General features: G+C 69.2%; 24 protein-coding genes. 15 read left to right on the top strand and 9 right to left on the bottom strand.

The features are described from left to right. Positions 1-54 precede the first annotated feature (54 nt). Positions 55-549 (top strand): hypothetical protein, encoded by a 495-nt coding sequence (locus tag ACWEVS_RS23510; protein WP_452553282.1) that lies wholly within the window; start codon positions 55-57, stop codon positions 547-549. Between the two features lie 96 nt (positions 550-645). Here ACWEVS_RS23510 and ACWEVS_RS23505 read toward each other — a convergent pair whose 3' ends face one another. From ACWEVS_RS23505 to ACWEVS_RS23485, 5 genes are all read right to left on the bottom strand, one after another. Beyond that, positions 646-1,662 carry an ABC transporter ATP-binding protein gene (locus tag ACWEVS_RS23505; protein WP_449918590.1) on the bottom strand — a complete coding sequence of 339 codons (1,017 nt, stop codon included), beginning with the start codon at positions 1,660-1,662 and terminating at the stop codon, positions 646-648. Beyond that, a complete protein-coding gene (locus ACWEVS_RS23500; RefSeq protein ID WP_354914231.1) occupies positions 1,646-2,686 on the bottom strand; it encodes an ABC transporter ATP-binding protein in 1,041 nt (346 codons plus the stop codon). The genes ACWEVS_RS23505 and ACWEVS_RS23500 overlap by 17 nt, the downstream gene beginning before the upstream one ends. A gap of 16 nt (positions 2,687-2,702) precedes the next feature. Further along, positions 2,703-3,617, bottom strand: a complete 915-nt coding sequence (locus ACWEVS_RS23495) for an ABC transporter permease (protein WP_449918594.1) — start codon at positions 3,615-3,617, stop codon at positions 2,703-2,705. Then, positions 3,610-4,551: an ABC transporter permease gene (locus ACWEVS_RS23490; RefSeq protein ID WP_449918596.1), complete on the bottom strand. Its 942-nt coding sequence runs from the start codon at positions 4,549-4,551 to the stop codon at positions 3,610-3,612. The genes ACWEVS_RS23495 and ACWEVS_RS23490 overlap by 8 nt, the downstream gene beginning before the upstream one ends. A gap of 115 nt (positions 4,552-4,666) precedes the next feature. Continuing rightward, positions 4,667-6,334: a peptide ABC transporter substrate-binding protein gene (locus tag ACWEVS_RS23485; protein ID WP_449918597.1), complete on the bottom strand. Its 1,668-nt coding sequence runs from the start codon at positions 6,332-6,334 to the stop codon at positions 4,667-4,669. Between the two features lie 480 nt (positions 6,335-6,814). Here ACWEVS_RS23485 and ACWEVS_RS23480 point away from each other — a divergent pair, with 480 nt between their 5' ends. From ACWEVS_RS23480 to ACWEVS_RS23465, 4 genes are all read left to right on the top strand, one after another. Beyond that, on the top strand, positions 6,815-7,735 hold the full coding sequence (locus ACWEVS_RS23480; RefSeq protein WP_449918600.1) for an ABC transporter permease: 921 nt from the start codon (positions 6,815-6,817) through the stop codon (positions 7,733-7,735). Further along, positions 7,728-8,579, top strand: a complete 852-nt coding sequence (locus ACWEVS_RS23475; protein ID WP_452418335.1) for an ABC transporter ATP-binding protein — start codon at positions 7,728-7,730, stop codon at positions 8,577-8,579. The genes ACWEVS_RS23480 and ACWEVS_RS23475 overlap by 8 nt, the downstream gene beginning before the upstream one ends. 112 nt (positions 8,580-8,691) lie before the next feature. Further along, positions 8,692-9,213, top strand: a complete 522-nt coding sequence (locus tag ACWEVS_RS23470; protein WP_354914219.1) for a YbhB/YbcL family Raf kinase inhibitor-like protein — start codon at positions 8,692-8,694, stop codon at positions 9,211-9,213. A 96-nt stretch (positions 9,214-9,309) separates the two neighbouring features. Then, positions 9,310-9,465 (top strand): hypothetical protein, encoded by a 156-nt coding sequence (locus ACWEVS_RS23465; RefSeq protein ID WP_192781480.1) that lies wholly within the window; start codon positions 9,310-9,312, stop codon positions 9,463-9,465. Positions 9,466-10,608: 1,143 nt separating this feature from the next. Here the strand turns inward: ACWEVS_RS23465 and ACWEVS_RS23460 are convergent. Together ACWEVS_RS23460 and ACWEVS_RS23455 are read right to left on the bottom strand one after the other, a co-directional pair. Next, the gene (locus tag ACWEVS_RS23460; RefSeq protein WP_449918604.1) at positions 10,609-11,355 is read right to left on the bottom strand and encodes a hypothetical protein; all 747 of its coding nucleotides are present in this window, start codon (positions 11,353-11,355) and stop codon (positions 10,609-10,611) included. A gap of 377 nt (positions 11,356-11,732) precedes the next feature. Next, complete coding sequence (locus ACWEVS_RS23455) at positions 11,733-13,055, bottom strand: KamA family radical SAM protein (protein ID WP_449918606.1); 1,323 nt, start codon at positions 13,053-13,055, stop codon at positions 11,733-11,735. Between the two features lie 176 nt (positions 13,056-13,231). Here ACWEVS_RS23455 and ACWEVS_RS23450 point away from each other — a divergent pair, with 176 nt between their 5' ends. From ACWEVS_RS23450 to ACWEVS_RS23420, 7 genes are all read left to right on the top strand, one after another. Beyond that, positions 13,232-13,789: a DUF1707 SHOCT-like domain-containing protein gene (locus ACWEVS_RS23450; protein ID WP_449918608.1), complete on the top strand. Its 558-nt coding sequence runs from the start codon at positions 13,232-13,234 to the stop codon at positions 13,787-13,789. Continuing rightward, a complete protein-coding gene (plsX, locus tag ACWEVS_RS23445; protein WP_449918668.1) occupies positions 13,770-14,831 on the top strand; it encodes a phosphate acyltransferase PlsX in 1,062 nt (353 codons plus the stop codon). Before ACWEVS_RS23450 ends, plsX begins: the two co-directional genes overlap by 20 nt. 61 nt (positions 14,832-14,892) lie before the next feature. Continuing rightward, a complete protein-coding gene (locus ACWEVS_RS23440; protein WP_452553279.1) occupies positions 14,893-17,097 on the top strand; it encodes an HAD-IC family P-type ATPase in 2,205 nt (734 codons plus the stop codon). Continuing rightward, positions 17,094-18,821, top strand: coding sequence for an arginine--tRNA ligase (gene argS / locus ACWEVS_RS23435; protein WP_449918612.1), 1,728 nt, complete (start codon positions 17,094-17,096; stop codon positions 18,819-18,821). Before ACWEVS_RS23440 ends, argS begins: the two co-directional genes overlap by 4 nt. Before the next feature lie 91 nt (positions 18,822-18,912). After that, positions 18,913-20,244, top strand: a complete 1,332-nt coding sequence (locus ACWEVS_RS23430) for a hypothetical protein (RefSeq protein ID WP_452553278.1) — start codon at positions 18,913-18,915, stop codon at positions 20,242-20,244. A gap of 270 nt (positions 20,245-20,514) precedes the next feature. Further along, the gene (locus ACWEVS_RS23425) at positions 20,515-20,700 is read left to right on the top strand and encodes a sigma factor-like helix-turn-helix DNA-binding protein (RefSeq protein ID WP_449918617.1); all 186 of its coding nucleotides are present in this window, start codon (positions 20,515-20,517) and stop codon (positions 20,698-20,700) included. Next, a complete protein-coding gene (locus ACWEVS_RS23420; protein WP_452553276.1) occupies positions 20,697-20,894 on the top strand; it encodes a hypothetical protein in 198 nt (65 codons plus the stop codon). The genes ACWEVS_RS23425 and ACWEVS_RS23420 overlap by 4 nt, the downstream gene beginning before the upstream one ends. 277 nt (positions 20,895-21,171) lie before the next feature. Here the strand turns inward: ACWEVS_RS23420 and ACWEVS_RS23415 are convergent, their stop codons facing one another. After that, positions 21,172-21,552, bottom strand: a complete 381-nt coding sequence (locus ACWEVS_RS23415) for a cell division protein SepF (protein ID WP_354914201.1) — start codon at positions 21,550-21,552, stop codon at positions 21,172-21,174. 166 nt (positions 21,553-21,718) lie between these two features. On the opposite strand from ACWEVS_RS23415, the gene ACWEVS_RS23410 reads away from it, so the two are divergent. Further along, positions 21,719-22,552: a PhzF family phenazine biosynthesis protein gene (locus tag ACWEVS_RS23410; RefSeq protein ID WP_452553274.1), complete on the top strand. Its 834-nt coding sequence runs from the start codon at positions 21,719-21,721 to the stop codon at positions 22,550-22,552. Between the two features lie 364 nt (positions 22,553-22,916). On the opposite strand, the gene ACWEVS_RS23405 is transcribed toward ACWEVS_RS23410, so the two are convergent. Further along, complete coding sequence (locus ACWEVS_RS23405; RefSeq protein WP_452553272.1) at positions 22,917-23,600, bottom strand: maleylpyruvate isomerase family mycothiol-dependent enzyme; 684 nt, start codon at positions 23,598-23,600, stop codon at positions 22,917-22,919. 134 nt (positions 23,601-23,734) lie between these two features. On the opposite strand from ACWEVS_RS23405, the gene ACWEVS_RS23400 reads away from it, so the two are divergent. Both ACWEVS_RS23400 and ACWEVS_RS23395 read left to right on the top strand, forming a co-directional pair. Further along, entirely contained in the window at positions 23,735-24,196 is a 462-nt protein-coding gene (locus ACWEVS_RS23400) for a helix-turn-helix domain-containing protein (protein WP_452553270.1), read from the top strand. A 186-nt stretch (positions 24,197-24,382) separates the two neighbouring features. Then, positions 24,383-25,033 (top strand): formylglycine-generating enzyme family protein, encoded by a 651-nt coding sequence (locus ACWEVS_RS23395; RefSeq protein ID WP_452553420.1) that lies wholly within the window; start codon positions 24,383-24,385, stop codon positions 25,031-25,033. Positions 25,034-25,773: the final 740 nt, after the last annotated feature.

The raw sequence follows: 25,773 nt of genomic DNA, 5'->3' as shown, positions 1-25,773 counted from the left end.
CACGGAAAGTAACAACGTGACTACGGAGCGTCACGGATCCGGCGCTCTGGCACCTTGCTTCAGGGGGAAATACCAATGATCCGTTCCATTATCGTCGCTGCCGCTCTGGCTGGACTCGCGGTGACCGGGCCTGTGTGCTCCGCTTCGGCGGAGGTCTTCTACGGACCCGATCCCGCCAGCGACAGCGTCAGCAGCGAGAGCACCGAAACCACCAGCACCTCCAGCAACACCTCGACCGACAGCAACAGCGACAGCAGCACCGACGCCGACACCGCCGGCGTCACGGATGCCGACACCGACAGGGACGCCGCCACCGACGCCGACACCAACACCGACGCCGCCACCGACGCCGACACCAACACCGACGCCGCCACCGACGCCGAAACCGATTCCGCCTCGGGCGCCGGTTCCTCCTCGGGCGCCGATGCCGGCACCGACGCCGACGCCGCCACGGCCACCGACGCCGACGCCGATGCCGCCACCGATGCCGCCACCGATGCCGACAGCGACGCCGAGACCGACGTGACAGAAGCCGAGACCGACGCCTGAACCGACACGGACACCGCGGCACCCGCCGCCATGAAGTAGGCGGGAGCAGCAGAAGCCCCCCACCCGAAGACGGGTGGGGGGCTTCTCACGCGCGGCTCAGCTCGCGTGCACCACGTCGTGCGTCTCGGCGAAGTGGCACGCGCTCTCGTGGCTCGTGCCCGGCCAGATCTGCAGCGGCGGCTCCTGCTCGGCGCAGATCTCCTGCGCCTTCCAGCAGCGGGTGCGGAAGCGGCAGCCCGACGGCGGGTTGGCCGGCGAGGGCGGGTCACCCTGCAGGATGATCCGCTCGCGCTGCTCCCTGCCCTCGGGGTCGGGCACCGGCACGGCCGACAGCAGCGCCTGCGTGTAGGGGTGCGCGGGCCGGTCGTAGATCTCGCTGTCCTTGCCGAGCTCGACGAACTTGCCCAGGTACATCACCCCGACCCGGTCGGAGATGTGGCGCACCACCGACAGGTCGTGGGCGATGAAGATGTAGGCCAGGTCGAACTCGTTCTGCAGCCGCTCCAGCAGGTTGATGACCTGCGCCTGGATCGACACGTCCAGCGCCGACACCGGCTCGTCGCAGACGATGACCTCCGGCTGGAGCGCCAGGCCCCGGGCGATGCCGATGCGCTGCCGCTGGCCGCCGGAGAACTGGTGCGGGTAGCGGTTGACGTGGTCGGGGTTGAGGCCGACCACCTCGAGCAGTTCCTGCACCTTCCTGCGGCGGTCACCCTTCGGCGCGACCTCGGTGTGGATGTCGAACGGCTCGCCGATGATGTCGCCGACGGTCATCCGGGGATTCAGCGAGGTGTACGGGTCCTGCATCACCATCTGGATGTTGCGGCGCATCCGCTTGAGCTCGGCGCCCCTGGCGGTGGCGATGTCCCTGCCGTTCACCCTGACCGAGCCCGACGTCGGCCGCTCCAGCGCCATCAGGAGCTTGGCCAGCGTCGACTTGCCGCAGCCCGACTCGCCGACGATGCCGAGGGTCTCGCCCTTGTGCAGGTCGAAGGAGACGCCGTCGACGGCCTTGATCGCGCCGATCTGCCGCTTGAGGACGATGCCCTGGGTCAGCGGGAAGTGCTTGACCAGGTCGCGGACCTCGAGGATCGGCTCACCCACGGCTGCCATCGAGGACCTCCCTCCAGTAGTGGCAGGCGCTGCCGCGCACGCCGCTGATCTCGTAGAGCGGGGGGGCGTCGGTCACGCAGTTGTCCTGCCGGTAGGGGCACCGGGGGTGGAACGCGCAGCCCGACGGCATGTCGAGCAGGTTGGGCGGCAGGCCCTTGATCGCGTACAGCTCCTGGCCCTTCATGTCGACCCTGGGGATCGAGTCGAGCAGGCCCTTGGAGTAGGGGTGCGCGGGAGCCTTGTAGATGTCGTAGACCGGGGCGTTCTCGACGATCCGCCCGCCGTACATGACCGAGATCTTGTCCGCGACGTCGGCGACCACGCCGAGGTCGTGGGTGATCAGGATCAGGCCCATGTTGCTCTCGCGCTGGAGCTCCGCCAGGAGCTCCATGATCTGGGCCTGCACGGTGACGTCGAGCGCGGTGGTCGGCTCGTCGGCGATCAGCACCTCGGGGTCGAGCGCGATCGACATCGCGATCATGATGCGCTGGCGCATACCGCCGGAGAACTGGTGCGGGTAGTCGTTCACCCGCTGCCTCGCCGCCGGGATGCGCACCCGGTCCATCAGCTCGACGGCCTTCTTCATGCCGTCGCGCTTGCTCATCCCGCGGTGCACGCGGAACATCTCGCTGATCTGCCAGCCCACGGTGAAGACCGGGTTGAGCGCCGAGAGCGCATCCTGGAAGATCATGGCGATGCGCTCGCCGCGGATCTGGCTCCTGGCCTCCTCCGACAGCTTCAGCAGGTCGGTGCCGTGGAAGCGGATCTCCCCCTGGGGGATCTTCGCCGGCGGCATGTCGAGGATGCCCATGATCGCCTGTGCGGTCACGGACTTGCCCGACCCCGACTCTCCGAGGACGGCCAGCGTCTCGCCGGCGCTCAGCGAGTAGCTGACGCCGTTGACCGCCCTGACGACGCCCGCCCTGGTGTGGAACTCCACGTGGAGGTTGTCCACAGCCAGCAGCGGCTCGTTGCCCAGCCCTCCCTCGGCTGGCAACACGTCGATTGCCGACTTCTTCTTCATCGCGAATCCCCCCTCTCTATCGCAGCTTCGGGTCGAGTGCGTCGCGTACGGCGTCGCCGATCATGACGAAGCTCAGGACCGTGATGCTCAGGAAGACCGCCGGGAAGATCAGCGGCTCCGGAGCCATGAGGAACCTGTTGCGCGCGTCGGCGATCATCAGACCCCACGAGATGTTGGGCGACTGGATGCCGACCCCGAGGAACGACAGCGCCGCCTCGCCCGCGATGAACACGCCCAGGTTCATCGTGCAGACCACGATGACCGGTGCCAGCGCGTTGGGCAGGATGTGCCGGACCGAGATGCGCCACGGGCTCGCGCCCAGCGCCCGCGCCGCGGTGACGTAGTCCTGGTTCTTGGCGGTGATGACGGCCGCGCGCATGATGCGCAGCACCATCGGCCAGGCCAGGATCGCCAGCGCGATCACGACGGTCCAGACGCCCGCCTTGTCCCTGCCGACGACCGACAGCAGCAGCAGCGCGCCGAGGATCGAGGGGATGGCGAAGAAGATCTCGGCCACGCGGGAGAGGATCACGTCCACGTAGCGGCCGTAGAACCCGGCGATCAGGCCGAGCGTGCCGCCCACCAGGCCGGTCACGAGCGAGGTCAGCACACCGACGAGGATCGAGACCCTCGCGCCGTGGATGACGCGCGCGTAGGTGTCGCACCCCTGGTTGTCGAGGCCGAACCAGTGGGCCGAGCTGATGCCCTGGCGTGCGTCGGCCAGGTTGCAGGCGCTGGGGTTCTGCGGCGCGAAGACGCTGGGGAAGAGCGCCATCAGGACCAGCACGATCGCGATGAGCGAGCCGGCCACGAAGACCTTGTTCCTGCGCAGGTCGTACCAGGCGTCCGACCAGAGACTGGCCGGCTTCCTCTCCTTCGGCTTCCTGCGCGAGGGCGCCTTGGGCGCCGTGACGGTGTTCGTGTCACTCATAGCGGATCCTGGGGTCTAGGACGGCGTACAGCAGGTCGACGATGAGGTTCGCGAGCAGGTACACGAGAACGAGAACCGTGACGATGCCGACGACGACGGCGTTCTCGCGCCTTGCGACCGACTGGAAGAGCTGCTGCCCGATCCCGTTCAGGTTGAAGATGGCCTCGGTGATGACCGCGCCGCCCATCAGCGAGCCGAGGTCGGCGCCCAGATAGGTGATCAACGGGATGAGCGAGTTGCGCAGCGCGTGCCTGCCGAGAACCCTCCGGCGGGGCATGCCCTTGGCGACCGCCGTACGGATGTAGTCGGCCCTCAGGGTCTCCATGAGACTGGTCCTGGTGAGCCGGACCAGGTAGGCGATCGACGTGCCGGCCAGCACGAAGCCCGGCACGAGGAAGCTGCGCCACCCCGCGTCGGTGCCGGAGATGGGGAAGAAGTCGATGCCCGCCGAGGTCTTGAGCTTGACGCCCAGGATGAGCTGCAGGACGAAGCCGCTCACCAGCGTGGGGACCGACACCAGCAGCAGCGTGAGGGCCAGGATGGCGTGGTCCTCCCAGCGGCCGCGGCGGAGGGCGGCGAGCAGGCCCAGACCCAGGCCGACGATCGCCTCGATGACGAGGGCGGTGACCGCGAGCTGGATGGTGACCTGGAACTTTCCGGCGAACAGGTCGGAGACCTGCACGCCCTGGAACGTCTCGCCGAAGTCGCCGACGAAGATTCCCGAGATGTAGTGCCAGTACTGGACGATCAGCGGATCGTTGAGCCCGTACTGCTCGCGCAGCTGCGCCGCGAGCACGGGGTCGATGCGGCGTTCACCGCCCAGGATGGCCACGGGATCGCCGGGCAGGGCATAGACGGTGCAGAAGATGAGGAATGTGGAACCCAGTAGAACAGGGATCGCCTGGAGCAGGCGCCTGATCACGTAGCGGCCCATGATGTCTCCCGATCATTGCGAAGGGCAGCCCGGCAACCTCCGGGCTGCCCTTCAGTTGTTCAGGGCCCCTCGGAACGGCATCTGGTGGACGCCCGCCCGAGAGTGCGGGTCATGGTCAGGAGGCCCGCTCGACCTTGGCCAGGTCGATCCGCTCGAACGGGTCGATGGTCACGTTCTTGACGTTCTGCGAGTAACCAGCGTTGGTCTGGTAGAAGTACACCGGCACGTACGGCATGTCCTTCACCAGCAGGTCGGCCGCCTGCTGGTAGAACGTGATGCCCTCCTGGTCGGTCTTGGCGGAGTCGCCCTTGACCAGCAGGTCGTCGAAGTCCTTGTTCGAGTAGCGGCCGTGGTTGGAGCTGCCGCCGGTGCCGTAGATCGGACGCAGGTAGTTCTCCATGGACGGGTAGTCCATGATCCAGGCCATGCGGAAGGCGCCGCCGACCTTGCCCTTGTCCAGCTCGTCGAGGATGGAGGCGAAGGACTCGTAGGACTCGGCCTTCACGTCGACGCCCAGGTTCTGGCGCAGGTTGTTGGCAGCGGCCTCGATCCACTCCTTGTGGCCGCCGTCACCGTTGTAGGCCAGGGTGACGGGGCCCTTGCCGCCACCGTTCTTGTCCCACAGCTCCTTGGCCTTGGCGGGGTCGTAGACGCACGCGGTGCAGGCGCCCTTGCGGTAGCCGGCCACGATGGGGCTGACGAAGTCGTCGGCGGGCACGCGGGTGCCGGAGAAGACCTGCTCGGTGATGGTCTTCCGGTCGATCGCCATCGAGAGGGCCTTGCGCAGCTCGACGTTCTTGGCCCACGCCTCGCCGTTTTTGGTGTTGAAGCCGAAGTAGCCCACACCGGAGGACGGCTGCTCGATGTAGCGGTCGCCCAGCTCCTGCTTGGCGGTGGCGATGGCCTCGGGCGGCAGCTGGTCCATGATGTCCAGGTTGCCGGCCCGCAGCTCGTTCCACGCGGTGCCGAGGTCGCTGAAGATCTTGAAGTCGACCGCGTCGACCTTCGCCTTGCCCTCGACGAACTCGTCGTAGCGCACGAGCGAGATGGTGGTGTCGGTCGCGGGCTTGAACGGCTTGGCCATCTTGAAGGGGCCGTTGCCGATCGGGTTCTCGCCGAACTCCTTCTTGATGCCGCCGTTGCCGTCGAAGGCCACGCTCGGCATCGGCATGAAGGTGGTGTAGCCCAGCATCGTCTTGAAGCCCGAGTAGGGGTGGGCCAGCGTGACGGTGAAGGTCTTGTCGTCGACGAGCTTGAGGCCCGCGAGGGTCTTGGCCTTGGGCTCGGGGGCCTTCTGCGGGCCCTCCTCGCCGTCCGGGTCGAGGGGGGCGACGTCGTCGTAGCCCTCGACGGCGGAGAAGAAGTGGCCGCCTTCCTGGACGTTGGGGCCGTAGGCGGCGGCGTTCCAGGCGTCGACGTAGCTCTTGGCGGTGACGGCCTCGCCGTTGTGGAACTTGTAGCCGTCCTTCAGCTTGATCGTCCAGACCTTGGACTCGGCGTCAGGCTCGATCGACTCCGCGCCACGGAGGACGACGTTCTTGTCCTTGTCGTAGTCGACAAGGCCGACGAACAGCGCGTTCAGCACCTCGGCACCACTGGTGTCGTTGGTGTTGGTGGGGCTCAGCTCGTGCTGCGGCTTGGCGATCTCGACCCTGACCGGCTGGGCGGCGGACCCTCCGCTGGAGTTGCCGGTCGTCCCACCGCCGCCCCCGCCGCACGCGGCGACCGCGACGGCCAGAAGCGCGGTACCGGCGACGATCTGTGCGCCCTTAGTAACACGCATTAGTAGATTTTCCTCCCTCTACAGGTGGGCGTAAGCGCTGAGCTGCGAAGTCCTAGGCAGCCTGACGGAGGAGCCTTGTCTGTCCCCCGGGTTTGGCTGACATGGTCAAACCAGCTGACGCCCTGCCAGTCGATCGCGACTATCCCTCACTACTTGCCACCAGCGAGTCTCTGGCACATTGCAGTTCGGTCACACGTCTGCGAGTCCGGCGTCACACTCATCCGCCCACCGGTCGTGGGGGACCCTTCATGAGGACAAACCGGTCATTATGGGATGAGCAAGGCACCTGAATCGTCGAGTCAAAATACACCTCATCGGACAGTGCTCTCACCACAGGCACACCGCGAGCGCTCCTGGGCTACCGTTGACCAAGTCTTGGACCGGACATGGAACCCGACCTCCCCAAGGCGACGTCCAACTCTCTGCGGCAAACCGCCGCGCGAAGCACCCCACCTACCAGGATCCAATAGAGTCCTTGCCATGAGCCAGCCGGAATCCGCGGTCGCGGACGCCCAGGCGGGCGGCCGCAGCGGAGAACCGCTGAGCAAGCTCGCCAAGCGATACGGGCTTCGCCGTGCCATCGCACGGCCGAGGTTCCACGCCTACCTGCGCCAACTCTGGGAGCGCCGACACTTCATCAAGACGTACGCGACCTCGCGCAACGTCTCGAAGTACAGCAGCTCGGCGCTCGGCCAGCTGTGGCAGGTGCTGACGCCGCTGCTGAACGCCGGCATCTACTACCTGATGTTCGGCCTCATCCTCGGCGGCAAGGGCACCATCGAGAACTACACTGCCTTCCTCCTCACGGGGATGTTCGTCTTCACCTATACACAGCGGTCGGTGACGGCGGGCGCCAAGTCGGTCTCGGGCAACCTCTCGCTGATCAGAGCCCTGCACTTCCCGCGCGCGGCGCTGCCCCTGGCGTACACGATCCAGGAGCTCCAGCAGCTCGTCATCTCCATGGGCATCCTGCTGGCGATCGTCGTCGTCACCGGCGAGTTCCCCACCCTGTTCTGGCTGATGATCCCGGTCGCGCTGCTGCTGCAGACGATGTTCAACGTGGGCGCCAGCCTGGTCATGGCCCGCGTCGGCTCCGCCGTGCGCGACATGAACCAGCTGCTGCCCTTCATCATGCGCACCTGGCTGTACGCCTCCGGCGTCTTCTTCTCCATCCAGGAGAAGGTGGTCTCACCCGACGGCGCGGGCCTGCCGCAGTGGGTCGCGGACATCATGTACGCCAACCCCGCGGCCTCGTACATCGAGTTCATGCGCGACATCCTGATCGACGACCACAGCCCCCGTCCGTGGGTCTGGATGAGCTGCGTATTCTGGGCAGTGTTCGCACTCGCCTTCGGCTTCTGGTACTTCTGGCGCGCCGAGGAGAGGTACGGCCGTGGCTGAGTTGACGGAGGAGCTGTCCCAAGTGAAGGCTGAGGAGCCCGGCGTCCCCAACAAGGACGTCAGGGTCCACCCCAACCCGGAGCCCCCCGCTCCCACGACGGGTACTCCCACCGTCATCGTCGACGACCTCCACATCGTCTACCGCGTCTACGGCGCCACCTCCGACCACGAGAAGGGCAACGCGGTCAACGCCCTCATGCGCATGGTCAAGCGCCAGGGGCGGCCGCAGATGAAGGAGGTCCACGCGGTCAAGGGCGTCACGTTCGTGGCCTACCACGGCGACGCCATCGGCATCGTGGGCCGTAACGGCTCGGGCAAGTCCACGCTCCTGCGGGCCATCGCCGGCCTGCTGCCGCCCCACTCGGGCGCGGTCTACACCGACGGCCAGCCGTCCCTGCTCGGCGTCAACGCCGCGCTGATGCGCGAGCTGACCGGCGAGCGCAACATCGTGCTGGGCTGCTACGCCATGGGCATGACCCCCGCGCAGGTCAAGGAGAAGTACGACGAGATCGTCGACTTCTCCGGCATCGGTGACTTCGTGCAGCTGCCGATGTCCACCTACTCCTCCGGCATGGGCGCCCGCCTGCGCTTCGCCATCTCCTCGGCCAAGACGCACGACGTGCTGCTGATCGACGAGGCCCTGGCCACCGGCGACCGGGAGTTCCGCAAGAAGAGCGAGAAGCGGATCAAGCAGATCCGCGAGTCGGCCGGCACGGTGTTCCTCGTGGCCCACGACCTCAAGGTGATCGAGGAGACCTGCAACAGGGTCATCTGGCTGCACAAGGGCAAGATCAGGATGGACGGTGACCCCAAGGAGGTCATCGCCGCCTACAACAAGGGCTGAGCCGGGGCCTCCCGGCAAAGACCCGCCGGGTACCGGGAAGCCGATCACCATCGCCGCCCTTCCGGGTGGAAGATGGGAGACGGTAAGCCCGCGTACTCACCGGAGGTGCATCTTGCCCGCACAGCCGCCCATTCCTTACGACTTCCTGCCCGAGGTCCCCGCCCTGACCGTCGAGAGCGACGACGTCCGCGACGGGGAGCGCCTGCCCGACGCCCACGTGTTCGACGACTGGGGCATGACAGGCCAGAACCTCTCGCCCCACCTGCGCTGGTCGGGCGCCCCCGAGGGCACCAGGAGCTTCGCGGTCACCTGCTTCGACCCCGACGCCCCCACCGGCAGCGGCTTCTGGCACTGGCTGCTGTACGACATCCCCGCCGACGTCACCGAACTGCCCACCGGCGCCGGCACCGCCGACTCCAAGACCGGCGTCCATGCGCGCAACGACTACAACACCAAGGCGTACGGCGGAGCCGCCCCGCCGCCCGGCCACCCGCACCGGTACCTGTTCGCCGTCCACGCGCTGAGCGTCGATTCGCTCGGCATCGACCCCGACAGTCCCGCCGCCGTGGTCGGCTTCAACATCACCGCGAACACGCTGGCCAGAGGCTTTATCGCACCTGTGTACGAAACCTGAGCGACGCCCCGGGAAAGGCCTGACACCGCCCTCGCCGTTCCGATATGATTCGAACGCTGTTTCGAGCTGAGGAACATGATGGAGTGGGGGCGCGCGATGCGAGAGCTGTCGACCGCGATTGACCACCTGGCCATCGAGGATCCGTCCGAGATCCCCAGGGCCGAGCTCGCCGAGCAACTGATCGAGCTGCACTGGCAGATGGCCAGGCTCCAGGCCCAGATCGCCCGGCGTACGGGCGTCCGCATCACCTGACCCGTATCCGTCCTCTCCCGCCGCCGCGACCGCCCTGAAGCGCTGTCGCGGCCGCTGAGGGCGACCCGCCGTCCTACCGTCCAGCCCCGCCGGACTCTCGGTCGCCGCGACCGGCGCGGCTCACCCCCGTCCACGCGCCACGGCCATCTCCCGCGGGTGGCCGGGCCGTACGCCCCGCCACCACCACGGCGACCTGGCCCACAAACGACCCGCACCGGCATTCCCGCCCGCTCACCGGAGCGGGAGTCCCAGAGACCGGTCTGCGCCCCTCGGCTCCTGCCGGAAGTCGGGGTTGCGCCGCTCCCCCACCGCTTGCCGGAAGGCCACGGTCCGTCGAAAGCCGCGGTTCTTGATGCCGCTCCACCCTGTCCGAACGGGCGAGGTTCCTGATACCGCTCCGTCCCCGTCCCGACGGGCGGGGTTCCTGATACCGCTCCGTCCCCGTCCCGACGGGCGGGGTTCCTGATACCGCTCCGTCCCCGTCCCGACGGGCGGGGTTCCTGATACCGCTTCATCGCCCGCCGGACGGCGAGGTTTCCTGATGTCGCTCGGCTGCCGGCTGGGCGGCGAGGTTTCCTGATGTCGCTCGGCTGCCGGCTGGGCGGGCGGGCTCTCCCGTCGCTCCGCCGGTGAACGGGTGGTGGCGGACATGGCGAAACCGGTGGCCTGACCCAGGGCCACCGGTTTCGTGGAGCCAGCCGTGCCGGCCCGCGTCATGGAGGAGGAGTGGCGGTCGACCTGTGAGCCGACCGGCGGGCGGTCCGTCCCGTGAGCCCGTGGCTCACGCCCGCCGGCCGAGTCGGCGCCAGGTGCCGCCGGCTCTCCCTCCGGCTCCCGATCACCGCCGCCCGTTCGACGTTCCGTCCCAACGTCGTCGAACGGTCGTGGTTCACGGGCGCCGTCGCGGCGCGTAAGGAGCGCTCCCGGGAGCGGCCCTCCGGCTGGCCCCGGCCATGCGCCTGCGCAAACGCGCTCGGCCGGGCTTGCCGTACGGTGTCACGCCCGCCAGCACCGGTGATGACGCGCGGTTGCGGCCCTACCGGCACCTGGGAGGACGTGCCCGCGGTCAAGAAGTGTGTGCTGGGGTGCGACCCCCGTCAGGTGAGGTGTCGCGCGGCCGTGAGGCCGCCGCGTGTCCTCGGCTCAGTTCTCGGCGTGGAGGTCGGTCGTCTGGGCGACCGACTCGGCGACCCCACCCTGGGTCTCGCCGGCCGAGCTGACGACCCTGTTGGTGTTGTTGTCGACGACGTCGGTGGAGGCATCGACGAGCGGGGCGATCTCGTCGAGCGAAACGGCGTTCACCAGGCCGGGCAGCGTGTCGGCGATCGGCGCGGCCTCGACGGGCGCCACCTCGCGGACCACGGGCGCCAGCCTGGGACCCGTGCGGCCCTCCTCGGCGGCGTCCTTGCGGCTCCTCATCCCCTCGCGGGAGGCCTCGGCCGTGTCGCTGTCGCTGTCGGCGTCGATGAGGTCGGCCACGTCGATGATCGGGTTGTCGGTGGGGTACTCCTCGCCCGTGGTGGCCTCGTAGACCTCCTTGGGGGAGATCCCCAGCACCCACTTGACGAAGCGGTCGACCTCCTCGTAGGGGCCGCCGGCCTCGGTGGACTGCGTCACCGTCGCGAGGTCCTGGCCGTTGAGCAGGGAGCCGCCCGTGGCCGAGGCGGCCGGGCCCAGCGTCCTGTCGGCGAGCTCGTTGTCCGTCCGCAGCGAGACGCGCTCGGCGAACGGCGGGAGGTTGTTCAGGCCTGCCGCCTGCTTGACGCCGAAGGACTCGACGATGCCGCTCCCGTCGACGCGGACGGAGGTGTCGGCCTGCGCGGGCACCGCCACAGCCGCGGCGAGTCCGCAGACGGCGACGGCTACCGCTGCCTTGATAATTCGCTTCATGATTGCCTTCCCGGCTCTTTTTCGATTCGCGTCGTTCGATATTCGAATCGCGATTCGAAGTCCCCGAAAGCCGGCGTGCACGCTATGGGCGCCACAGGGAGCGCGCGCCGTCCGGCTGAGCTACCGACGCAGTTCTATCACCACCGCGAACGGCCGGGAGCCCCGGGAAACACGGGCCCCACCGCAGTCGGAGCCCCAGCATGGGATCAAGAGGGAGGTCGACAAGTCCGGACATAGGGAGGGTGGATTTCGGATATTCCCCCGACGCCCAACCAGTCGATCAAGGGAGTGCCACCGGCCCGTTACAACGGCACGGGAAACAAATGCCACGGGCCGGGGGCTCAGATTTTTCCGTAGCGGGATATCCGCTTGACCGCTCAGGCCGGCAGGAGAGCTTCCTCCGTGACCGCCTCCCACGGGAATCGATCGGCGAAGGCGGGCCGCAGATCAGTCAGCCACACGGCCGTCGGGTCGTAGCGGGCGAAGAACGGCCTGGCGACCAAGGAGGGGTCGCGCGACTGGATGAGATGGAGGACGAAGACCTTCTGCCCCGCGATCTCGGTGACGCCGTCGACGCAGACCTTTCCCGGCGTCGCCGACATCGAAGGCCCCCGCACCGTACGGCAGAGCCCCGACACCGACGCGTACGCGTCCCTGAAGACCTCGTAGGCCCTGGCGAGGGGCACGGCGAAGTAGTCCTGCGGTCCCGTGTCCCGCTCGACGAACATGTAGTAGGGGATCATCCCCATGCCGAGCTGCCGCCGCCACATCGACGACCACACCTCGGGATCGTCGTTGATGGACCTGATCAGCGGCGCCTGCGTGCGGATGGTCGCCCCCGAGGCGAGGATGCGCGAGACCGCCTGCCCCACCAGCGGTGAGTCCAGCTCGCGCGGATGGGAGAAGTGGGCCATGAACGCGAGGTTCTTGCCCGCCGCGGTGACGCTCTCGAACAGGCGCAGCGTGTCGTCGGCGTCGGGGTCGGTGGTGAAGCGCTGCGGCCAGTAGGCCAGGGACTTGGTGCCGATGCGGATCGACTCCAGCTGCTCGATCTCCAGCAGCGGCTCGACGTAGCGCCTGAGCACGGGCTCGCCCATGATCATGGGGTCGCCACCCGTCAGCAGCACGCTGGTGACCTCGGGGTGCGCGCCGAGGTAGGACACGAGCTGGTCGACGTCGTCGGAGGCGAACTTGAGGTCCGCGTCGCCGACGAACTGCGCCCACCTGAAGCAGTAGGTGCAGTAGGCGTGACACGTCTGCCCCTGTTTGGGGAAGAAGAGCACCGTCTCCGGATACTTGTGCTGCATGCCGGGCACGGGTTCCGTGCCGATGCGCGGCACGTTGAGCGAGAGCTGCCCCGCCGGGTGCGGGTTGAGTTTCATCCGGACCCTGTTGGCCTCCGCCTGGATCTCCGCGTTCGGCGCCTCGGCCTTCAGGAGGTCGGCGAGCCTGTCCACATCGGGGCTCGGCAGCATGTCCGCCTGGGGGAAGACCAGGCGGTAGAGGGGATCGTCGGGTGCGGCCGACCAGTCGACGAGTTCGTCGACGACGTACGCGTTCGTCCGAAACGGCAGAACTGTGGCCACTGCCCTGACCTTCAGGCGCTCCGTCTCGTCGAGGCCCGCTCGCAGAAGGAGCTCGTCGAGATGCTTGGAGGTGTAGGCCTTGAAGCGTCGCGTTCCCGCTTGATTCAAGATCACTAGGCCTTTCCCATCTTTTTTGTTCGATCGGAGGTAAACCTGTGAGCCCCCTCGCGCGTCTAGGGGCTCTTATTACCGGACGCGGCGGCGGCGCCTTCTGGTTCCACTGAAACCCAAGTTTCCGGCGAGCTTTGACCACTCGCGACATATCGCGAATGGACATACACTGGCGGACTGTGACCGACGACGCAGCAATGCGAGCCTCCGACGCCGACCGCGACCGCGTCGCGGCAGTCCTCGGGGAGGCCCTCGCCACCGGCAGACTCACCAGCGTCGAGCACGCCGACCGGCTCGAGGCCGCCTACACGGCCAAGACCGTCGGCGAGCTCGTCCCCATCACCCGCGACCTGCCCGACATCGCGGCCGGCGCCAGGCCCGCGCTGGTCGAGCAGCAGACCGTGAACGCGGTCTTCAGCAAGGTCATCCGCAAGGGCCGCTGGGTCGCCTCCCGGCACACCAGGCTGAGCGCCACCTTCGGCGCGCTGATCATGGATCTGTCCGACGCCGTCCTGCCCGGAAGGGAGATCACGATCCAGGCCGACGCCCGCTTCAGCAAGATGATCATCCGGGTTCCCGAGAACGCCCACGTCATCGACGAGGGCGCATCGATGTTCGGCAAGCGCAACGTGTCGGGCGGCTCGGGCGGTGACGGGCCGCTGATCCGCGTCACGGGGCGATCGATGTTCGCCAAGCTCATCGTGGCCCGCGGGGTCACTGACTGGAACCTGGCATAACAACCATACGATTCGAACTGTGCCAGAGTCCGAACCGCCGATCGCGCTCGACGCCATGGGCGGCGACCACGCGCCGCACGAGATCGTGGCCGGCGCCGTGCACGCGGTCAGGACGCGCGGCCTGCCGATCGTCCTGGTCGGCTCGCCGCGGGTGCTCTACGAGTCGCTGGCCGACCACGACGCCACCTCCGAGATCCCGATCGTGCGGGCGGAAGAGGCGCTCGCCATGGACGAGGGCGCGCTCGCCAGCCTGCGCCGCCCTCGCTCCAGCATCGCCGTCGCCTGCCACCTGCTCAGGCGGGGCGACGCCTCGGCCGTGGTGTCCGCGGGCTCGACCGGCGGCATCGTCGCCACCGGCAAGCTCCGGCTGAAGGCGCAGCAGTCGGTCATCAGGCCCGCCCTCGCCGTCACCCTGCCCACCAGGCCCACGCCCACGATCCTGCTCGACGCCGGCGCCAACGCCGAGGTCAAGCCGGAGATGCTGGTGCAGTTCGCGCACCTGGGCTCCGCCTACGCCGAGACCGCGCACGACATCCGCAACGCCCGCGTCGGCCTGCTCACGATCGGCTCCGAACCCGAGAAGGGCGACAAGCTCGTCAGGCGCGCGCACGAGCTGCTGCGGGCCGTACCCGGCATCCACTTCCTGGGCAACGTCGAGGGCCACGAGCTGCTGACGGGCGCGGTCGACGTCATCGTGACCGACGGCTTCACCGGCAACGTCGCGCTCAAGACCATGGAGGGCGCGGTCCGCTACGCCCTCACCGAGCTGCGGGCGTCGGTCAACGAGAGCACGCTGGCCAGGATGGGCGCGCTCATGCAGCGGGCCCGCCTCAGGGACCTGTCGGCCAGGCTCGACTCCGAGGCGTACGGCGGCGCCGCCCTCCTCGGCCTGAACGGCACGGTCGTCATCGCCCACGGCGCCGCCAAGGCCGCCGGCGTCAGCGCCGCCTGCCAGCTCGCCGCGACGCTCTCCCGCAGGGGCATCGTCACGCGCATCGGCGAGCGTCTCGGGACCGGCCATCGCCCCCACCGGCTATGGTGATCGATACCGCGATTTCGGGGGAATTCGGGGGGAACGCGTGGAAGGTCTGACATCTGCCCAAGTGGCGGTCGCCAAGAAGAACACCGTCCCACGCCGGACGAGCAGGTCGCTGTCGGCGATCATCCGGGCCAACGTCCTCACGCTCTTCAACCTGGTCATCGGCGTCCTGTTCGCTCTCATCCTCATCTTCGGCGCCTGGCAGGACAGCCTGTTCGGCCTGGTGATCGTGGCCAACGCGATGATCGGCATCGTCCAGGAACTGCGCGCCAAACGCACGCTCGACCGCCTCGCCGTGGTCAACGAGGCACCCGTCACCGTCCGGAGAGACGGCGCCGACCAGCGCATCCACCCCGGCCAGATCGTGCTGGGCGACCTGGTCCTGCTCGGCCCCGGCGACCGGGTGCTGGTCGACGGGGAGGTCGTCGCGGCCGAAGGGCTGGAGATCGACGAGTCGCTGCTCACCGGCGAGGCCGACCCCGTCCACAAGCGGCCCGGCGACGAGGTCCTGTCCGGCAGCTTCGTCGTCGCCGGCTCGGGCGCCTTCACCGCGACGAAGGTCGGCGAGGACGCCTACGCCGCCAGGCTCACCGAGCAGGCCAGCAGGTTCCACCTGGCTCACTCCGAGCTGCGCGACGGCGTCGCCCGGTTCATCAGGTACATCACCTGGCTGGTCATCCCGATCGGCGCCCTGCTCATCTACAGCCAGGTGCGCAACCACGAGGACTTCGGGTCGGCCATCACCGGCGCGGTCGCCGGCATCGTCACCATGATCCCCGAGGGCCTGGTGCTCATGACCAGCATCGCCTTCGCCGTCGGCGTCGTCCGGCTCGGCCAGCGCGACGCCCTGGTCCAGGAGCTGCCCGCCATCGAGGGCCTCGCGCGGACGGACATCCTGTGCCTCGACAAGACCGGCACCCTCACGGCAGGCGGCATGGACCTCGACGAGGTCGTCCCGCTCAAGGAGGACGCCCCCGTCGACGCCGCCCTCGCCGCCCTGGCACACGTCGACCCGCGCCCCAACGCCACCGCCCAGGCCATCCAGGCCGGCTACCCCGAGGCGCCCGGCTGGACCAGCACCGACATCGTGCCGTTCTCGTCGGCCCGCAAGTGGAGCGCCGCCACCTTCGACGGGCACGGCACCTGGTCGCTCGGCGCCCCCGACGTGCTGCTGACCCCCGGCACCACCGCGTACGGCACCGCCGCCGAGCTGGCCGCGACCGGCGCCCGCGTCGTGGCGCTCTGCCGTACCGACGGCAGGGAGCCCGTCGCGCTGGTGACGTTCAAGCAGCGGATCAGGCCCGACGCCCGCCAGACGCTGCGGTACTTCGCCGAGCAGGGCGTCGCCGTCAAGGTCATCTCCGGCGACCACCCCGACGCGGTCGCGGCCATCGCCACCGCGCTCGACATCCCCGGCGGCGACCGCGCCGTCGACGCCAGGACGCTCCCCGACGACGAGGACAAGCTCGCCGAGATCCTGGAGGGCAACACCGTCTTCGGCAGGGTCAGCCCGCAGCAGAAGCGGCAGTTCGTCACCGCGCTGCAGTCGCGCGGCCACACGGTGGCGATGACCGGCGACGGCGTCAACGACGTGCTCGCGCTCAAGGACGCCGACCTCGGCATCGCGATGGGCGCGGGCAGCCCCGCCACCAAGGCGGTCGCGCAGGTCGTGCTGCTGGACAACAGGTTCGCCTCGCTCCCGGAGGTGGTGGCCGAGGGGCGCAAGGTGCTGGCCAACATCGAACGCGTCTCCAACCTGTTCCTCACCAAGACCTTCTACGCGCTCGCGCTGTCGCTCGTGGTCGGCCTGCTCGGCGTCATGTTCCCGTTCGCGCCCCGGCACTCGACCCTGGTCAACGCGCTGACCATCGGCGTGCCCGCCTTCTTCCTCGCGCTCGCGCCGACGGCCGAGCGGTCCCTGCCGGGGTTCGTGCCGCGCGTGCTCCGCTTCGCCGTACCGGCCGGGCTGATCACCGGGGCCGCGGTGATGCTCTCCTTCACGCTCGCCGGCGGCGACCGCACGCCCGCGGTCATCACGCTCTTCCTGGTCACCTGGTGGGTGCTGGTGCTCGTCGCCCGGCCGCTCAACGCCTGGAAGGCCGTGCTCGTCGGGGCGATGGCGGTGCTGTTCGCCGTCGCGCTCGCCGTCCCCGCCACCCGCGTGTTCTTCGAGCTCGGCACGGGTGGCTGGGAGGCCGTCGCCATCTCCGTCGTGGGCGCGGCGTGCATCAGCGTCTCGGTCAGGCTCACCGGTACCCTTGGAACATGACCGACCCGCAGATAGTGCTCACCGAGCGCGTCCAGCGTGCGCTGGCCACCGCGTTCGGCCCCGAGTACGCCGACGCAGACCCGCTGATCCGGCCCTCCCAGTTCGCCGACTTCCAGGCGAACGTCGCGATGAGCCTGGCCAAGCGCCTGCGACGAGCCCCGCGGGAGGTCGCCCAGGAGATCGCTGACCAGCTCTCCGACTTCCCCGGCACGATCGAGGTCAGCGGTCCCGGTTTCCTCAACATCGCCCTGTCCGACGGCTGGGTCACCGGCCAGGCCAACGAGATGCTCGCCGACCCGCGCGCCGGCGTCGGCACGGCCATGCCGCCGCAGCGCATCGTGATCGACTACTCCGCGCCCAACGCGGCCAAGGAGATGCACGTCGGCCACCTGCGCACCACGATCGTGGGCGACGCGATGGCCCGCGTCTACGAGCACCTCGGCAGCACCGTCGTGCGGCAGAACCACCTCGGCGACTGGGGCACGCCGTTCGGCATGCTCATCGAGCACCTGCTCGACATCGGCGAGGCGGCCGCCGTCGCCCAGCTCGAGGCCGGCCAGGGCACCGAGTACTACCAGGCCGCCCGCGTCAAGTTCGACAGCGACGAGTCGTTCAAGGCCCGCTCCCGCCGGCGGGTCACCACGCTCCAGTCGGGCGACCCCGAGACCATGCGGCTCTGGCACGTCTTCATGGACGCCACCATCCGCTACTTCGACAAGGTCTACGACATGCTCGGCGTCACGCTCACCGACGCTGACATCGCCGGCGAGAGCATGTACAACCCGATGCTCGAGAAGACCTGCGACGACCTCCAGGCCATGGGCGTGGCGACCATGAGCGAAGGCGCGCTCTGCCTGTTCCCGCCCGGGTTCACCGGCTCCGACGACAAGCCGCTCCCGCTGATCATCCGCAAGAGCGACGGCGGTTACGGCTACGCCTCCACCGACATGGCCGCGATCCGCTACCGGGTCGAGGACCTCAAGGCCGACCGCGTCCTCTACGTCGTCGGCGCGGACCAGGCGCTCCACTTCCGCATGGTCTTCGCCGCCGCCAAGCAGGCCGGTTGGCTGCCCGACACCGTCTCCGCCGAGCACGTCCAGATCGGCATGATGCTCGGCAAGGACGGCCGCCGCTTCAAGACCCGCTCCGGCGAGTCGGTCAAGCTCACCGACCTGCTCCAGGAAGCCGTCGACCGCGCGTCGGCGGCCATCGCCGAGCGCGGCTACGACGAGGAGACCAAGGCCGAGATCGCCCACGCCGTCGGCATGGGCGCGGTCAAGTACGCCGACCTGTCGATCAGCCACGACAGCGAGTACGTCTTCGACTTCGACCGGATGCTGAGCTTCTCCGGCAACACCGGCCCGTACATGCAGTACGCCACGGCCCGGATCCGCTCCATCTTCCGCAAGGCCGGGGTCGATCCGGCCGACGCGCGCGGCCCGATCGTCCTCGGCGTACCGGCCGAGCGCGCCCTGGCCCTGCACCTGCTCGGCTTCGGCGCGGTCGTCGACCAGGTCGCCACCCTGGTCGAGCCGCACCGGCTCGGTTCGTTCCTGTTCGAGACGGCCAGCCTCTTCAGCACCTTCTACGAGGAGTGCCCCGTCCTGCGCGACGACGTCGACGCCGACACCCGCGCCTCCCGGCTCGCCCTGTGCGCGCTGACCCTGCGGGTGCTCGAAACCGGCCTCGACCTCCTGGGCGTCCCCGTACCCGAGCGCATGTGAGTCGTGGGCGCGCCTCCGCAAGGTTGGCGCGCCCCCCGGCTAGGCTTTACGCGGTCATGGAATGAGGCCGATATTGGGGGAGTTCTCTGCCTTGGCAACGGATCTGACCGCGAGCCCCCAGGCCACCACGGAGCTCCACCGATACGTCGAAGCCCTGCTGGCCAGCCTCGCCGCCGACAGCTCCACGCCACCGGCCGCGCCCACCTTCCAGGACGACCCGGGCTCCTGGCTGCCGCCCGCCGTACAGGCGCTGGCCGCCATCCTCGCCGGCGACGACCCGCTCGAACCGCTGACCAGGGCGGCGGGCCGCGACCAGCAGAACACCGCGCTCTTCCTCTGCCTCGCCCTGGCGGTGGCCGGCCACGGCGACCGCATCCACGCCTCGTGGCTCGGCACCGCCTTCGGCGAGCTGTCCCTCGACCTGCCCCTCCCCCACGGCCAGCGCGCGCTGTGGCTGGCCGCCGCCAGAGGCGCGTACGGCCCGGCCGGCAAGATCTTCGTCCTCCGCAGGCTCGACGCGCTCGCCATCCCCGGCCACACCGAGGCGAACGCGTGGGTGCAGGCCCTGGCCCCGGGCGAGCCCGCGGTCGTCATACCGGCCGCGCTCGTCGACTTCCCCGAGCTGGCCGAGATCCCCGAACTGGCCACGCCCGTCCAGGCCGCGGCCAGGCTGGCCAGGCTCCGCGCCCGCTGCACCGAGATCACCTCGACCCGGCAGGCCGACTCCGAGTCGCGCACCTCGCTCACGAACGCGACCGCCGCCCCCGCCACCGCGTGGGCGGAGGAGGAGCCGCTCGCCGTCCTCCGCACGATGGCCGGGCTCGGCGGCCCTCCCGGACCGATGGGCTCGCTCGTCAGCCACCTGCTCGACGACCTTCGCCCCGGCGCCGACCCCTTCCTGTCCGCCATCGCGCTGCACGTGGCCGCGCCGATCCTGCGCGACGTCGCCGCGAAGCTGGCCGCCGACACCGAACTCCCGCCTCCCGACGCGATCACCGTGCCCGTGCTCGGCCACCGCCTGGAGCTCCGCCCCGAGGGCCCCGACGCGACCTCCATGGCCGCCGCCGAACGCGAGATCGTCGCGGACGGCATGCCCGACCGCGGGCTGCCGTGGCTGCCGCACCTGGCGCTGGCGCTGGCCGTCACGCTCTTCGTCGCCGCCGGGGTCATGTGGTGGCCGCTCGCGCTGCTCGGCGCCGTCCTGGCCGGCGTGGGTGGATGGCGGCTCTGGCGGCTGCGGCAGGCCCGGCTGTCCGACGCCGCCTACGTCGAAAGGCGCCTGGCCGAGCTCAAGGACCTCGCCGACGGCGCGGTCTGGGCACTGCACGCGTATGCCCGCGAGGCGGAGGAGCGCGCCAAGCAGGCGGCCGAGGACGCCGCCGAGCTCACCCGCCTCCTGCGCCGCGGCCCCCGCGCCGCCTAGCACCGAGCCGCTCGCTCCCGCGCCGCCTGGCACCCAGCCGCTTCCCCCCTCGCGCCGCCCCTCGCCCCCTCGCGCCGCCTGGCACCCAGCCGTTCGCCCCTGCCCCTTTCCTCGGGCCGGCGTGCCGACGCTCCCGCACCGCCGCCGCCCCCCGGGTCCGGTTCTTGCAGGTCGAGGCCCGCTTACCACTACTCGGCGCGCGTCCGGCGAGAGGAGTATGCCGGGCAGTGGTTCCCCGAGCCGCTGCTGGCCGACCCGTACGAGGATCCGGTGCGCTCGGCGGAGCTGGCCGACTCGGTGTCGATGGCGGCGCTGTTGCTGCTGGAACGGCTCAGCCCGCTCGAGCGGGCGGTGTTCGTGCTGCGGGCGGTGTTCGGGTTCGGCTTCGGGGAGGTCGCCTCGCGTTCGTCGCGCCGTTCGTCCGGATCGGCGGTGTCGTGGAGCCGCATGAGGTGAACGGCCAGCCGGGCGCGATCTTCCGCGACCGGGACGGCAAGGTCGTCAACACCTTGGCGCTCGACATCCTCGACGGACAGATCCAGGCGACCCGCGCGGTGATCAACCCCGACAAGCTGCGGCACCTGGGCCCGGTGGCGGACGCCTGGGCGGTCGTTCGCGAGACGAACCAGGCCCGCCGGCCCAAGGACTGACCGCAAGAGCCGACCACGCTCCGGGTACGCCCGTACGCCGGCCGGCACCGCTACACCCTGGCCGCCTCGACCAGGCGAACGGCAGATCCAACCGGCCGTTGAACGCCATCGACGTGCGGTCCGACGCCGACACGCGGGCAGCCGCCGCACGGAGCAGCGGGCCGGGATGCACGGACCAACGGCCGATCGTGGGCATACGGAAAGGACATGTGCCACCTGACGTGGACATCTGCGCCAGACCAGCCTCCCCAGGACCGGCCCGGCGCACAGTCACACGTCAGGTGCTCTCGATCTCCACATGCGCGGGCGCGAGCAGGAACACCCGGTCCGCGATGCGCTCGATCCGACCGTCGCACCCGTAGGCCAGCCCGGCCGCGAAGTCGACCATCCTGGTGGCCTCCGGCATAGGCATGCCGGTGACGTCCATGATGACCGTCTGCCCCTCGCGGAAATGCTGCCCGATCAACGGTGCGTCGTTGTATTTCAGCGGCTGGACCATCACGATCCGTGACGACTCGACGGTGGACCGCCACCGCTTCGCGGCACGCTCCGACGCCGGCATGTACTCGTCTTCGTACTGCTCGTCGTCGTATCCGTCATCGTATTGGTCGATCCCGCCCAGGCCAAGGTAGCTCACCACCTTGCGCACTGCCCCCATCGGCTTGTCCTTTCCTCAGGAACTCACCGTAATCGGCACGTCCCTACACATTGGACGGTAACCGACGATTCGACGTTCGCCATGCGACACGCCCAACACATATTCCATTTTGTACGGCAAGCGTCCCGGTTTCGACTGGATATCGGCCACCTATAGCATCGAGCTCATGCGCCTGTTCACCGTCGACGCCTTCACTGACACAGCATTCCACGGTAATCCTGCCGCTGTCTGCCTCCTGGAGTCAGCCGCTTCCGACACTTGGATGCAGTCCGTGGCCGCCGAGATGCGGCTCTCCGAGACGGCGTTCCTGCTGGGTAATTCGTTGCGGTGGTTCACTCCGGCGGTCGAGGTATCGCTGTGCGGTCACGCGACGCTGGCCACCGCCCATGTGCTCTATTCCACAGGAGCGGCCAACGGAGAGATCCAATTCGCGACGAAGGGTGGAATCCTCACCGTCAATCGCTCCACCGACGGACTGATCTCGATGGATTTCCCCGCCAAAGAAGTGACGCCGGCCACTGTTCCCGACGGGCTGGAAAAGGCGCTCGGAGCTGCGGTAGCAGGTGCCGGACGCAGCGAGCTCGACCTCCTCGTCGAGCTGGAGTCGGAAGAAGCGGTCCGCTCGCTCGACCCCGACATCACCGCCCTCGAGACCGTCGACGCGCGCGGCATCATCGTCACCGCCCAGGCCGCCGTTCCAGCCACTGAATCGCCTGCGGCACCAGCCGACGCCACCTCCGCCGCTCCGGACACCGTCCGCTACGACTACGTGTCGCGATTCTTCGCCCCACGCGTCGGCGTCCCCGAGGATCCGGTCACGGGCTCGGCTCATTGTGCCCTCGCCCCCTTCTGGGCGGCTCGCCTCGGCCGGGCCTCGCTGGTCGGCGCCCAGCTGTCGGCCCGCGGCGGCCTCATCCGTACGACCGCGCGGGGCGACCGCGTGGACCTGGCAGGCCGAGCGGTCACCGTCATCTCCGGAGAGCTCCTGGTCAACCCGTAGGCACCTCGCCGGCGGCCGGCGACAGGCACGTACCCGCGCACGCCCGCCGCCGGCGCAGACACCCTCACGCCACCCACCGTCAGGACCCGCACCCACACGCCCCCACCGTCCGGCCGGGCACCACGCGCCGCCGACCGCCCGGACCGACACCCACACGCCACCACCGTCAGGACCGGCACCCACACGCCCCCCTCCGTCCGGACGGGCACCACGCGCTGCCGACCGCCCGGACCGGCACCCACGCGCTGCCAACCGTCGGAACGAACACCCGCGCGCCGCGGGCCATCGGGACGGACGCCCAGGCGCCGCAGGTCACCCTCACTTCCGCACACATCGACCACTTCCGCACACATCGACCAACCGATCAGGCGGTCAGCGGACCGGTTAGGACGCGCCGCCCCGCTGACCGATCCCCCGCCCAGCCGAACACCTCGTCGTCACTCGGCATGCGGCCCCACACCATCAACACCAGGTCCTCAGCCCTGCCGGACAGCTCGGCCACCGGGGCGCCCGGCCCGTACGTCCACGAACGACCGATGTCAGAGGCAACCAGCCGCAGCGCGTGATCGGGCGCTTGAGCCCGCCCCCGCACGATCTGGCGCGGCGCCATCACCTCGAACACCTCGGCCACCCCTTCACCCGCCAACTCCGGATCGAGGGGACGGGCCGTACCCGTCGCCCGCTCGGCGTCCCACCGGTGCAGCAGAGCCTCCACACACCGGCGCCGCTGCCAGAATCCGACCGTCGCCGGCGGGTGGAACGTCCACGCCTCGGCCGCCGGGTCGACGTCCAGCGCCGCCAGCAACGTTTGCGACGCCGCGTCGAACCACTCCCTCAACCCGGCGGGATCCAGCGGCGCGGCCGGTGGCACGAAGTCGCCCCGCTTCTCCGTCACTGCCTTGGCGGCCCAGAGGTTCGATCCGCCGAGGTGTTCGGCGAGGTCGCGCAACGTCCAGTCGCCGCAGGACTCGATGGGCGCGGACAGATCACCGTCAAGGCAGGCGCGGAAGGCGTCCAGCTCACGCCGGAGGTGCGGGAGAAAGTCCATGCCAGGCACCGTAGCGGCCGTCTCCGACAATCCGGCGGAGCCAACCACGCGATACGTAGGGGCACCGCCCATGGCATGCGTCGCAGTACTGCAATCTTCCCTATCACTCCCTCAATCCCATAAGTTAGGCACTGATGAAGGAAGAACTGTACTCCGTTGAGCAGGTGGCTCACCGGCTCGGACTGCATGTGCGCACCGTACGCGCCTACATCCGAACCGGCCGCCTCAAAGCGGTACGGATCGGCAAGCAGTATCGGATCGCCCGTGCCGACCTCGAGGCGCTGATCGGGCGGCCGCAGCCGGACCTGGACCAGCCCGCCCGCGTCGCGTCGGCGGAGGTGTCGAGCATCGTACAGATCGACGGCGTCGACCGGGCCGCGGCCGACCGGTTGAGCACGCTCGTCCAGGCCGCGGCGAACACCGGTCACGACCCCGCGCACCCTCTACGCGTCCAGACCGTCCACGACGAGGAACGGGACCGTATGAAGCTCGTGATCCTGGGCGGCACCGCCGCCACCGCCGAGATGCTGCGCCTGCTCGACACCGTCCTCTACGGCGACAGCAGCCTGCTCGGCAGGGAGGACGACCGTGCCTGAGTGGATGGCGAGGCAGTAACAGTAAGGAGTCGCATCGAATCAGTGGCACCGACCACCCACCGGATGGACACCCAGTACCTCAAGCCTGGCCTCGATCGCAGACCGGCGTGTCGACATGTACCGACCATGTGCGGAGGATCCGCGATGATCACTGAACCCAAGCCGCCCCAAGCGATCGCCGCGAACATGGTGGAGATTCCCGCCGGCGAGATCGTCCTGCGGGACGAGGGCACGAAGACGCACTGGACGGTCGAGGTCGGAGCCTTCCGCATGGCGCCGCATCCCGTGACCTGTGAGCAGTACCACGCCATCATCGGCGGGGCGACCACCAGCCCGTCGAGGTCGCGAACGCCGGTGACCGAAGTCTCCTGGATGGACGCCGTTCGGTTCTGCAACCAGCTGTCGGCGGCGACGGGGCTCCAACCGTGCTACTCGATGGGGGAGGACCCCGACGGGCAGGACACGGTCTGCGACTGGGAAGCTGACGGCTACCGCCTCCCGTCCGAGGCGGAGTGGGAGTACGCGTGCCGGGCCGGCACATCCGCCGTCCGCTACGGAGAGCTGGACGAGATCGCCTGGTACCGCGAGAACTCCGGCGGCGAGGTGCACGATGTCGGGACCAAGGCGCCGAACGCGTGGGGCCTGCACGACATGATCGGCAACGTGTGGGAGTGGTGCTGGGATGTCTACGATCCCAGCGTCTACGGCCCGTATCGCGTCTTCCGCGGCGGTGGCGCGCATGATCGCCCTCGTGGCTGCCGAGCGTCGTGCCGCCGCAAGAGCCACCCGAGTTTCCGCATCGACGACCTGGGCTTCCGCCTCGCCCGCGCACGGTGACGGCAACAGGTTGCGGCTTACCCGGCCCCCGCCATACAGCATTCCGTTGGCTGAGGCCCGCCCACCTTCGGCGACGCAGGGTTCTTTGGCTCGGCCTGCCCGCCCTCTCGCGACGCAGGCTTCTGCCCGCTGCGGCTTGCCCGCCCTCTCGCAACGCAGGGTTCTGTCGGCTGCGGCTTGCCAGTCGCGACGCAGGGCTGGTTGTTCTGCTGGCTGAAACTGGCGCCTTCCATGACGCAGGTTTCCGTCCCGCAGATGCATCGTGCCCGCCGGGAGCCCCCCGCTGCCAGGCCGCCGGCGATGGCAGCGCCTCCAAGCTCACCCACTCGACGGGGCGGGAGCGCCGGCAGTCGTCAAGGCCCCCGAACGACACCTGGGGCCCGTTACGGTAGGTCCACAAGCCAGCCGCCGACGTCCCGAGTCATGGGAGCGTCCACGACGCCTGACCACAGACGCCCCTGTCCATGAGGGGAGTCCACGAGACTGCCGTAGACGCAATGGCCCATTACCGTCGCCGGATGCCCGTCCTGTCAACCGGGGCCCCGGCACCCTGCCACTGCCAACGAGGCATCCGCACCATGTCGAAGACCGAGCACACCCAGCAAGCCCCGGCCGCAAAAACGCCGGAAAAGCAGAAAGGGCCACCCCAACCGGGATGGCCCTTACTGTAAAGATTGCGCGGCGGCGACCTACTCTCCCACACCCCTTCGAGTGCAGTACCATCGGCGCAGAGAAGCTTA

This window comes from Nonomuraea sp. NPDC003754 (assembly GCF_053605785.1).
This window is presented reverse-complemented; position numbering and strand designations above follow the sequence as displayed.